At 32.9% G+C, this 10,972-nt stretch carries 9 protein-coding genes and 1 pseudogene; 1 reads left to right on the top strand and 9 read right to left on the bottom strand.

The window, feature by feature from the left end; all coding sequences use genetic code 11:
* The 9 genes and pseudogenes from N4A42_RS04980 to panC all read right to left on the bottom strand — a co-directional run.
* Nucleotides 1-155 (bottom strand): annotated as a pseudogene (locus tag N4A42_RS04980) (TraR/DksA family transcriptional regulator); the annotation flags it as partial.
* Nucleotides 156-158: 3 nt separating this feature from the next.
* A complete protein-coding gene (ileS, locus tag N4A42_RS04975; RefSeq protein WP_294070774.1) occupies nucleotides 159-3,563 on the bottom strand; it encodes an isoleucine--tRNA ligase in 3,405 nt (1,134 codons plus the stop codon).
* A gap of 80 nt (nucleotides 3,564-3,643) precedes the next feature.
* Entirely contained in the window at nucleotides 3,644-3,946 is a 303-nt protein-coding gene (locus N4A42_RS04970; RefSeq protein ID WP_294070771.1) for a barstar family protein, read from the bottom strand.
* A gap of 1 nt (nucleotide 3,947) precedes the next feature.
* Nucleotides 3,948-5,306 carry a DNA repair protein RadA gene (gene radA, locus N4A42_RS04965; protein WP_294070768.1) on the bottom strand — a complete coding sequence of 453 codons (1,359 nt, stop codon included), beginning with the start codon at nucleotides 5,304-5,306 and terminating at the stop codon, nucleotides 3,948-3,950.
* A gap of 9 nt (nucleotides 5,307-5,315) precedes the next feature.
* Nucleotides 5,316-6,674: an alpha/beta hydrolase-fold protein gene (locus tag N4A42_RS04960; protein WP_294070765.1), complete on the bottom strand. Its 1,359-nt coding sequence runs from the start codon at nucleotides 6,672-6,674 to the stop codon at nucleotides 5,316-5,318.
* Between the two features lie 4 nt (nucleotides 6,675-6,678).
* The gene (locus N4A42_RS04955) at nucleotides 6,679-7,827 is read right to left on the bottom strand and encodes an alpha/beta hydrolase-fold protein (RefSeq protein WP_294070762.1); all 1,149 of its coding nucleotides are present in this window, start codon (nucleotides 7,825-7,827) and stop codon (nucleotides 6,679-6,681) included.
* A 53-nt stretch (nucleotides 7,828-7,880) separates the two neighbouring features.
* Complete coding sequence (locus N4A42_RS04950; protein WP_294070759.1) at nucleotides 7,881-8,828, bottom strand: lysylphosphatidylglycerol synthase transmembrane domain-containing protein; 948 nt, start codon at nucleotides 8,826-8,828, stop codon at nucleotides 7,881-7,883.
* Between the two features lie 5 nt (nucleotides 8,829-8,833).
* Nucleotides 8,834-9,184 carry an aspartate 1-decarboxylase gene (gene panD, locus N4A42_RS04945; protein WP_111682403.1) on the bottom strand — a complete coding sequence of 117 codons (351 nt, stop codon included), beginning with the start codon at nucleotides 9,182-9,184 and terminating at the stop codon, nucleotides 8,834-8,836.
* 13 nt (nucleotides 9,185-9,197) lie between these two features.
* Nucleotides 9,198-10,049 (bottom strand): pantoate--beta-alanine ligase, encoded by an 852-nt coding sequence (gene panC, locus N4A42_RS04940; RefSeq protein ID WP_294070751.1) that lies wholly within the window; start codon nucleotides 10,047-10,049, stop codon nucleotides 9,198-9,200.
* 109 nt (nucleotides 10,050-10,158) lie between these two features.
* Here panC and N4A42_RS04935 point away from each other — a divergent pair, with 109 nt between their 5' ends.
* On the top strand, nucleotides 10,159-10,971 hold the full coding sequence (locus N4A42_RS04935; protein ID WP_294070748.1) for a glycogen/starch synthase: 813 nt from the start codon (nucleotides 10,159-10,161) through the stop codon (nucleotides 10,969-10,971).
* Nucleotide 10,972: the final 1 nt, after the last annotated feature.

The raw sequence follows: 10,972 nt of genomic DNA, 5'->3' as shown, positions 1-10,972 counted from the left end.
GGAGACGTATCATCTGTACCATTGTTATGATCATTCATGTAGGCACTTTTTATAAGCTCTAAATCGTGCTCAGCTTTATCAATTTTCTCTTGTATTAAAACTCTGAATTTCTCTAAATCATTGTCAGAATATCTATTCTTAATATCTGTTGCCATAGTTTAATGTTTTTGTATAAATAATTTGGTACTTACTTCATCAAAAGCAATTTCTATACCATCTTTTAAATTATCTAATATTTTTAAATTTTCAGTTAACGTTTCAGATTTTATATAAGCTTCGTTAGAAGCTATAGCTGCTGAAACTTGCACATCGTTTTGAAGTTGCACATCTATACGATCGGTAACTTCAAATCCTGAATCTTTACGTAAATTTTGAATTCGGTTTACGAGCTCACGTGCAATACCTTCCTTACGTAATTCTTCTGTTATTGTTACATCTAAGGCTACGGTTAACGCACCTTCGTTTGCAACTAGCCAACCTTCAATATCTTGAGAGGTAATCTCTACATCATCAAGTCCTAAATTAATGTTTTTTCCATTAATCTCAACATCTAAATTTCCATTTTGCTCAATTTTTTTAATATCCTCTGCTGAAAAACCATTTATAGCACCAGCTACAAGCTTCATATCTTTTCCAAAACGAGGCCCAAGAACCTTAAAATTAGGCTTAATTTGCTTCACTAAAATATCTGAAGCGTCCTCTAAAAGTTCAATATCTTTAATATTAACTTCGTGCTTTATTAAATCTGAAACTGCTTTTATTTCATCTTTTTGTTGCTGACTATCAACAGGTATCATAATTTTTTGTAATGGTTGACGCACCTTTATCTTCTCTTTAGCTCTCAACGATAAAACCAATGAAGATATTGTTTGGGCATTTTCCATTTTACGTTCTAGCACCTTGTCTATTACAGATTCATCAGCTATTGGAAACTCAGCTAAATGTACACTTTCAAAACCTTCTTTTTGCGTTACCGCATTAAGATCTAAATACAAACGATCCATAAAGAATGGCGCAATTGGAGCACCAAGTTTTGCAATAGTTACCATACATGTGTAAAGTGTTTGGTATGCTGAAATTTTATCGGTTTGGTAATCGCCTTTCCAGAAACGTCTTCTACTTAAACGTACGTACCAGTTACTTAGATAATCTTGCGTAAAGTCTGAAATTGCTCTTGCAGCTTTTGTAGGCTCATATTCTGCATAATATTCGTCTACCTTCTTAATTAAGGTGTTTAATTCTGAAAGAATCCATCGGTCTAATTCTGGTCTCTCACTTAAAGGAATATCATCTTCAGAATAACTAAAACCGTCTAAATTGGTGTATAAACTAAAGAATGAATATGTGTTATATAACGTCCCGAAGAATTTACGTTTCACCTCTTCTACTCCTTCAATATCAAACTTAAGGTTGTCCCAAGGATTTGCATTACTAATCATATACCAGCGTGTGGCATCAGCACCATGATTAGCCAAAGTTTCAAAAGGATCTACGGCATTGCCTAAACGCTTAGACATTTTTTGTCCGTTTTTATCTAACACCAAGCCATTAGACACTACATTTTTATAGGCTACAGAATCAAAGACCATTGTACCAATAGCATGTAATGTATAAAACCAACCACGTGTTTGATCTACACCTTCTGCAATAAAATCTGCTGGATACGATTTATTATCATCTATTAATTCTTTGTTTTCAAAAGGATAATGCCATTGTGCATAAGGCATAGAACCAGAATCGAACCATACATCAATAAGATCGCTTTCGCGTTTCATAGGTTGCCCAGAATCTGAAACTAATACAATCTTATCAACTACGTTTTTATGAAGATCTATTTTATCATAGTTTTCCTCAGACATGTTTCCAACTTCAAAATCATTGAAAATATCTGATGTCATCATACCTGCTTCAACGGCAAGTTGCATTTCACTTTTTAATTCTTCCACTGAACCAATACACTTTTGTTCTTTACCATCTTCTGTTCTCCATATTGGTAAAGGAATTCCCCAAAAACGTGAACGTGATAAATTCCAATCATTTGCATTAGCCAACCAATTACCAAAACGACCTTCTCCAGTAGATTTTGGTTTCCAGTTTATTGTGGTATTTAACTCATGCATTCTCCCTTTTATATCAGTTACTTTTATAAACCAAGAATCTAATGGATAATAAAGGATTGGCTTATCTGTTCTCCAACAATTTGGGTAGCTATGCTTATATTTTTCTACCTTAAAGGCTTTGTTTTCTATTTTTAATTTAATGGCAATTTCGACATCAACAGACTTGTCTGGCGCTTCACCATCTTCGTAATATTCGTTTTTAACGTATTTACCTGCAAATTCTCCCATTTCTGGTCTAAAGCGTCCTTGTAAATCTACAAGTGGCACTAAATTACCATTCTCATCTTTCACCAACATTGGTGGTACTTCTGGTTTAGCTTGTTTAGCCACCAAAGCATCATCTGCACCAAAAGTTGGTGCTGTATGTACTATACCTGTACCATCTTCTGTCGTTACAAAATCTCCTGAAATAACTCTAAATGCATTTTCAGCATTATCATTTGGTAATGTATAATCTAATAACTGCTCGTATTTAATACCAACTAAATCTTTTCCTTTAAATTCTTTAATTACACAAAAAGGAATTTTTTTATCTCCTTCTTTGAACTCTAATAATTCTGGTTGAGTTTCAACTTGAGCATACTTTCCGCTAAACTGTTTGCCAATTAAGTTCTTAGCCAAAATTACCTTCATTGGCTTGAAGGTATACTGATTGTACGTTTCAACAAGCACATAATCTATTTTTGAACCAACAGTTAATGCTGTATTACTAGGCAAGGTCCAAGGTGTCGTAGTCCAAGCTAGAAAATGAATATCATCTTCGTTTTGAAGAAATTCTGGTAATGTTTCTTGTATAGCCTTAAACTGTGCAACAACAGTTGTATCTGTTACATCTTGATATGTTCCTGGTTGGTTAAGCTCATGCGAGCTCAATCCAGTACCTGCTTTTGGCGAATATGGTTGAATGGTATAACCTTTATAAAGCAAATTCTTATCATAGATCTGCTTAAGCAACCACCAAACACTCTCCATGTATTTAGGTTTATAAGTTATATATGGATCATCCATATCTACCCAATAACCCATTTTTTGTGTAAGATCATTCCAAATATCTGTATAACGCATTACCGCTTTTTTACAAGCTTCGTTATATTCTTCTACAGTAATTTTAGTACCAATATCTTCTTTGGTAATACCAAGTTCTTTCTCTACACCAAGCTCTACTGGTAATCCATGTGTATCCCAACCTGCTTTACGCTTTACCTGAAAACCTTTCATGGTTTTATAACGTGGAAAAATATCTTTTATAGCACGTGCTAAAACATGGTGTACACCAGGCAATCCATTAGCTGAAGGTGGTCCTTCAAAAAACACATATGGTTCTTTCCCCTCTCTTGTTGTTACACTTTTTTGGAAGATATTATTGGCTTCCCAATAGTTACTTATCTCTTCAGCAACTTTTGACAAGTTAAGTCCTTTATACTCAGGAAATCTCGCACTCATTTCTAATCATTTATTAAAGAACGCGAAATTAAGGAATTTTGAATAAAAAGCTGCCAAATCGCATGAAAAACAGTGGTTTTCTATGCAAACATAGAGACCATCAACTTTGGCTGCCTTTTAGCATCTATAAATCTAAAATTTAAAAAAGCGCAACACTCTAAAATACGATTGGTAATTCCAGGAATACGTTTCTTTAAATCATAACATTCTCCAAAATCTAACAGCAACATATCCTCTGATTTAGATAGCACATCATCCATACAATCAATCCAAGCATCTAAATTACGTCCGTAATAGTCTGGAAAATTAAAACGCTTTTCAAAAACATCATGAAAATCACTCCAAGAACTAATATCTTTTAAATTTATTTCAACAACCTTCATATCAAACTATTAAGCCAACCAAATCTTCAATTTTTGAAATCAATTGAATCTTTATTGTAGTATTCTTTAAGCTTATTTTATTGTATTTTGATACAAAAATTGTTGAAAAGCCAAGTTTTTCTGCTTCTAAAATGCGTTGCTCAACACGCTGCACAGGTCTTATCTCTCCAGATAATCCCACTTCTGCAGCAAAGCAATAATCACCAGATAGAGCTACATCGTCATTTGAAGATAATATTGAAGCTACAACAGCAAGATCTATAGCAGGATCATCTACAGTAATACCTCCTGTAATATTTAAAAAGACATCTTTAGCTCCCAGTCTAAAACCTGCTCGTTTTTCTAAAACAGCCAACAGCATATTTAACCGTTTTGCATTAAAACCTGTTGCTGAGCGCTGAGGTGTTCCATAAACAGCTGTACTTACCAAAGCTTGCACCTCAATCATAAGAGGTCTTAAACCTTCGAGTGTTGCTGCTATTGCATTACCTGAAAGCTCACCATCTTTTTCAGAAATTAAAATCTCTGAAGGATTTGTAACCTCTCTTAAACCAGAACCTTGCATTTCGTAAATTCCTAATTCGTTTGTGGAACCAAAACGATTTTTATGTGCTCTAAGAATTCTAAAAATATGATTACGATCTCCTTCAAACTGCAAAACCGTATCCACCATGTGTTCTAAAATTTTCGGTCCTGCTATGTGACCATCTTTTGTTATATGACCAATTAATAATACAGGTGTAGCAGTTTCCTTAGCAAACTTTATAAGCTCTGTAGTGCATTCTTTTATTTGAGATATGCTACCTGCTGAAGATTCTATATAATCGCTATGTAATGTTTGAATAGAATCTATAATTACAATTTCTGGTTGAAGCGTATCTATTTGCTTAAATATGTTCTGTGTCTTGGTTTCAGTGAGGATATAACAATTATTACTATTAGGATTTATGCGCTCTGCTCGCATTTTTATCTGTTTCTGACTTTCCTCACCAGAGACATAAAGTGTTTTATAATTTAATCGTAATGCTATTTGAAGTAAAAGCGTACTCTTACCAATACCTGGCTCACCACCCAAAAGCGTTAATGATCCTTGCACCATTCCACCGCCAAGAACTCTGTTAAATTCTGCATCTTGCATATTTAACCTTGCTTCTTGAGACGAGTCTATTTCATTAATTTTTAACGGCTTTGACACACGTTTTACAGAAGAATCTGAAGGTTTCCAATCGTTTTTTTCTGGTTTTTGAATAACCTCTTCGTTAATAGTATTCCATTGCTTACAAGATGTGCATTGTCCTTGCCATTTAGCAAATTGACTACCACAATTTTGACAATAAAAAGTTGTTTTTACTTTAGCCATTGTTAGCTTTTAGTCATTTTCATTCTCCGTTTCCTCTTTCTCTTCTTTAGCTTCTTTTGCTTTTTGTTTTTCGGCTTCTTTTTCTATTCTTTCTTTTTCTTTTTCAGCCTTTTCTTGTTCTTTCTCTATTCGCTTTGCTTCCTTCTCAGCTTCTTTCTCTGCTCGTTTTTGCGCTTTTTCTTCTTCCACTTTAGCTTCTTCTTCTGCAACCATAGCTGCTAAATTTTCCATTTTTTCTACAATAAGGTCTGCTGTAATTATTTCACCTTCATTTAGCTGCAAAGCTTCTTCAAAATATTTAAGAGCACGAGTTTTATTGTCGTTTTTAGCTGCATATACTCCAGAATAATACAAGCCTAACATAGCATTAGGATCTTCCTTTTTTGCTAAACTTGCTAAACCTTTGTAAGACTCCACATCACCACGTTCGTCTGCTATCTTAGCCATTTTTTCAAATTCTTCTTCTGGAATTGGTTTTTTTATTCCGAATAAATCTTCAATTCTTTCATAACGTTCTATTAAATACTTATCTAAAGAATGCTCGTATGGCAGCACTTTTTCTTCTAATTCTTTTTCGCGAAGTGGTTTATATAATTCAAAAATCTTATCGAAAGACCTTGCGATAGCACTTGTTACAAGCGTGTAATGGGTTTCGTTTTTAAACTCATCAAAATAATAAGTAAGGTTTTGATTATTAACCTCGGAAATTTTTGCATTAACATTTAAAACCGCTTCTCTTATATATGGTAAATCTTTATCTGATGTTGCCATATAATAAAAAATCTCACCACTATTCATCTCTAAACGCTGCGCTAAATAATCTCTCACAGTACCTGATAAATCTGGACTAATACATACATAGGCATTAAAAAGAGGGTTCTCTTTAAATAAATATGAATTGATAAAATTACCCATAAGATCATGGCCAACGGCTACTGTAAACTCGCTTGTATTATACTTATTATCTAAATACGGAATGAGCTCAGTGGCTACAAAATTATGGAAACGAATACCAGATTCTTTAGGCAAACCCGTAACCTCATCGCAATACCCATCGTATCGTCTTTCGTTTCCTTGCACTATTCCTACAATTATAGAGCTAGGCATATCATCGAAGTAAGTTTGAAAATCAACCTGGCCAGCAATTGGCTCAAACAAATAATCACCATCAAAAACAATAATTAATGGGTATCTTACCTCTGAATACTCATCGTAATCCTTTGGTAACTTTATTTTTAATTGACGTGTTGTATTTAGTTGCGATGATAAAATTTCATCATAACTAATTTGAGCAAAAAACGTTTTATGTACAATACAAAGAAGGATTATAAAAGCAATCTTTTTCATGCGTTTTAATGTTAGTTTCATTAGTTTAATTCTTTAAAGCATTTTGAACTTGATACATCTTATCTAAGATAAGCTCTTTATCTACATACTGAGAAGGCTCTAACATTAAACCTGATTTATAAGATAATAATGCTTTTTTTAGATCACCTGCTTTTTCATGATATATACCCATATAATAGCTTTTCATCATCGATTTAGGAAACTCTACTTTAACCAAATCTGCTAATTGACCTAAAGCACCTATATCATCTCTTTTTTTAGCTGCCGCTGCAATAGCTCTAATATCATTTTCAATCACCTTTTTTTCAAAACCATAGAAATAGGCAATATCTTCATATTTTTTTATGAGATAATCGTAAGGAGACCCTTCGTAAGTCAATACTTTTTCTTTGTATTCTTTTCTAGTTATTGGCTTATACAACGTAAATATTTTGTTTAAAGCTTTAGGTATTCCCATACCCACTAAAGAATAATGATTAGTATCATTAAAATTATTAAACTCATATTTTAGCTTAGCATTTTCTACTGTTTTAAGTTTTGAATCACATTCTGTAATAGTTGCTCTTAAAGATTTAAAATCTGTATCTGCAGTTGCCATGTAATAAAATGTTTCTTCTTGCAATTCTGATAAATGCTTTGGTAATTCATCCTTCATATTAGGAGCTAAATCTGGACTTAAACTCACATAGGCTCTAAAAAAAGATTGCTTTTTTAATAAAAAATAATTCACATAATTAGCTGACAATTCATGCCCAACAATCATCCTAAAACTAGACACTTTATAATTTTGCTCTATATAAGGCAAAAGCTCTTCTTTTAAAAATGCATAAAAATTTTCAGATTCAGGATTTAATTCCGAAGTATCCATATCATAAGACATATCATCTTCTCTAGTAGCTTCTTGATTGACACCAACCACGATACAATCTGGTATACCTTCCCAATAGGCTTGATAATCAATATTACCTGCAACAGGCTCAAATAAATAATCTCCATCTAAAACAACAACCAAAGGATATACACGATCTGCCTTTGGATCATAGTTTCTTGGTAATTGGATTTTTAACTCTCGAGCCTCGCTAAGCTTATCAGAATCAATAGTCTCACGGTCAGCTTGCGCATAAAGATTTAATGCTAAAAAAAATAATAGCACAGAAATGTATAAATGCTTCATATACTTGATGAATAAAAGTTGAAGCAAGGTAAAAAATATTTCTATATACTAGCTTACTTTCTATTGTAGATTGGTAAGTAAATTAAAGATAAACCTCCTAGTATAATAACTGCTAGTGTTTGTGTAGACCACAATATCCAACCAAAAGCTCTGCTAGGATCTTCTGGCATATTAAACAAGGCAAATGCAATAACAATTGCTTCCGGAAATGAGCCAATACCTCCATTTGTTGCGGCTATACTAAAACTTGCTAAAATAAACCCTATTAAAACTGTAGCTAAGGTAATATCACTTAACTCTGGCAAAGCTTTTGAGGTTGTGTAAAACACAGATAAATACATAACCCAAATAAACAATGTATGAAAAATAAAAGCCCATTTCTTTTTCATTTTAAAGATACTCAACACTCCTTCTATTAGACCACTTACAAACCGCCTTACTTTTAAAGCAAATTTTGAAGCACTTCTTTTAATGAAAATAAACAGACCCAAAGCCACAACTAATAAAACAACGACAGCTAATATTAGAGTAGATGGATTAAATTTCTCTATGAAGAAATCATAAATGAATTCAAATTCTAAAATGAGTGCTACACCAATAACTACTAATAACATAATAGTATCAGCCACACGTTCAGCCACAATAGTACCAAAACCTTTATCAAAAGGAACACCTTCGTAATTAGCTAATATCGAAGCTCTTGCAACCTCACCTGCCCTAGGAATTGTAAGATTAATTAAATATGCTGAATACACAGCCATAAAACTATTGGGCAATTTAGGCTTATAACCTAAAGGCTCTGCCATATATAACCATCTGTAAGCTCTAGAAATATGACTTAATAGACCTAAACCAGCTCCTAGAAATATCCAAAAATAGTTAGCATCCTTAAAATACTGAACCAATTTTGAAACAGAAATTTGTGATAGTGAATACCAAACTAAAACCACTCCCAAGAGTAAGGGTAAAACAACTTTTAGGATGGTCTTAAACCTATTCAAAAAAATTATTTTAGAAGATTGGTTGCTTCGTCTGGAAACACTAATGATGGTTTAAACACTTTAGCATCTTCTATATCCATGAAAGCATAAGTAATTAAAATTAAAACATCACCTACAGCTACCTTACGAGCAGCCGCACCATTTAGAGTAATTTCACCACTATTACGTGGCCCTGGAATACAATAGGTTTCTAATCGCTCACCATTGTTATTATTTACAATCTGAACTTTTTCACCCTGAATAATATTTGCAGCATCCATTAAATCTTCATCAATAGTAATACTACCAATGTAGTTAAGATCTGCTCCTGTACATTTTACGCGATGTATCTTAGATTTTACAACTTGAATTTGCATGTGGCAAAGATAATTAATTTAAAGCGATATTATCTATAAGTCTAATATCTCCTGCATATACTGCTATAAATGCTCTATATGTCTTTTTTGTTGATTTTCGTTTTACTGGCTTTAAGGTTTCTATATCAGCAATAATAAAATATTCTAACTCTAATAGCGATTGTTTCTTAAATTGCTTCTCAACCCATTCCGTTACTTTTTTAGCACTTTTTGTGCCAAACTCTGTTTTGGCAGATTTTAGTATTTTATAAATAAATGGAGCAACAGCTCTGTGCGCTTCGGTTAATCTTGTGTTTCTAGAACTCATCGCCAAACCATCCTTTTCTCTATGTATAGAACATCCTATTACCTCAACAGGAATATGATACAGTTCCACAAGCTTCTTAACGATTTGTAATTGCTGAAAATCTTTCTCACCAAAGTAAGCTTTATCTGGTCTTACAATTTCAAACAAGCGCTTTACAATAGTACCAACACCATCAAAATGACCTTCTCTAAAAGCTCCTTCCATCTCATTTTCTAAACCATCAAATTTAAAAGATTGAGATTGCACATTATCGCCATAAATATCATTTACAGTAGGAGCATAAACTAAAATTTCATGCTCACTTATTATTTTAAGTAGCGACACATCAGCATCTAAAGTTCTTGGATACTTAATTAAATCTTCCTGATTATCAAATTGCGTAGGATTAACAAAAATGCTCACAACAACAAAGTCATTGTCATTTAGTCCATTTTCAACTAAAGATAAATGACCGTTATGAAGCGCACCCATCGTAGGAACAAAACCAATAGATTTTCCCTCAGCCTTTAATTCATCTATATGATGAGTTAACTCAGATTTATTATGAAATGTTTTCAATTCTGTAACAAAAAATTAACGCGTGCAAACATAATATTTTACTGGCAATCTGCACAAATTTTTGTAATTTTGCGTGTTTTTACTCTTAATTTTCAAAAGCAGCAGATTTATGAAAGATAAACGAATATTGTATGTATCCTCTGAGGTTGTTCCATATTTACCAGAAACAGAGATTTCTTCAATGTCATTTGAAGCTCCAAGAATGGTAAACAAACAAGGAGGGCAAATACGAATATTTATGCCTCGCTTTGGTAATATTAACGAACGAAGGCATCAACTTCATGAGGTAATTAGGCTTTCTGGAATAAACCTTGTTATCAATGATTTAGACATGCCTCTTATTATAAAAGTTGCCTCTATTCCAAAAGAGCGTATACAAGTATATTTTATTGACAACGAAGAATATTTTAAAAGAAAAGCTACGTTAACTGATGAGGATGGAAAACTTTTTTCAGACAATGACGAACGTGCCATTTTCTTTGCCAAAGGAGTTATAGAAACTGTTAAAAAATTGAATTGGGCACCAGACATAATTCATGTTAATGGTTGGTTAGCTTCATTACTTCCACTATACTTAAAAGAATTCTATAAAACAGAACCATTATTTACCGAAAGTAAAATAGTTACCTCTGTATACAATCAAAGCTTTGATGGTACGTTAGATAAAAAAATGATAGAGAAAGTGAAATTTGACGGTTTAGATGAGGAAACAATAAAACCTCTTGCAAAACCAGATTATATCAATCTAATGAAAATTGCTATTGATAATTCTGATGCTATCATTAGAGGATCTGAAGTTCTGCCAGATGAATTAGACAACTACATTGATGAACTAACAAAACCTGTTTTAGATTTTTATCCTATTGAAGAGTTTGCAGATCCATACACAGAATTTTATACAGAAGCTGTATTAAACAGTTAAA

The sequence above is a fragment of the Winogradskyella sp. genome (genome assembly GCF_025210595.1).
Taxonomy (GTDB): domain Bacteria; phylum Bacteroidota; class Bacteroidia; order Flavobacteriales; family Flavobacteriaceae; genus Winogradskyella.
Note: the sequence above shows the minus strand (reverse complement) of the source record. Positions and strands in the feature narration are given on the sequence as shown.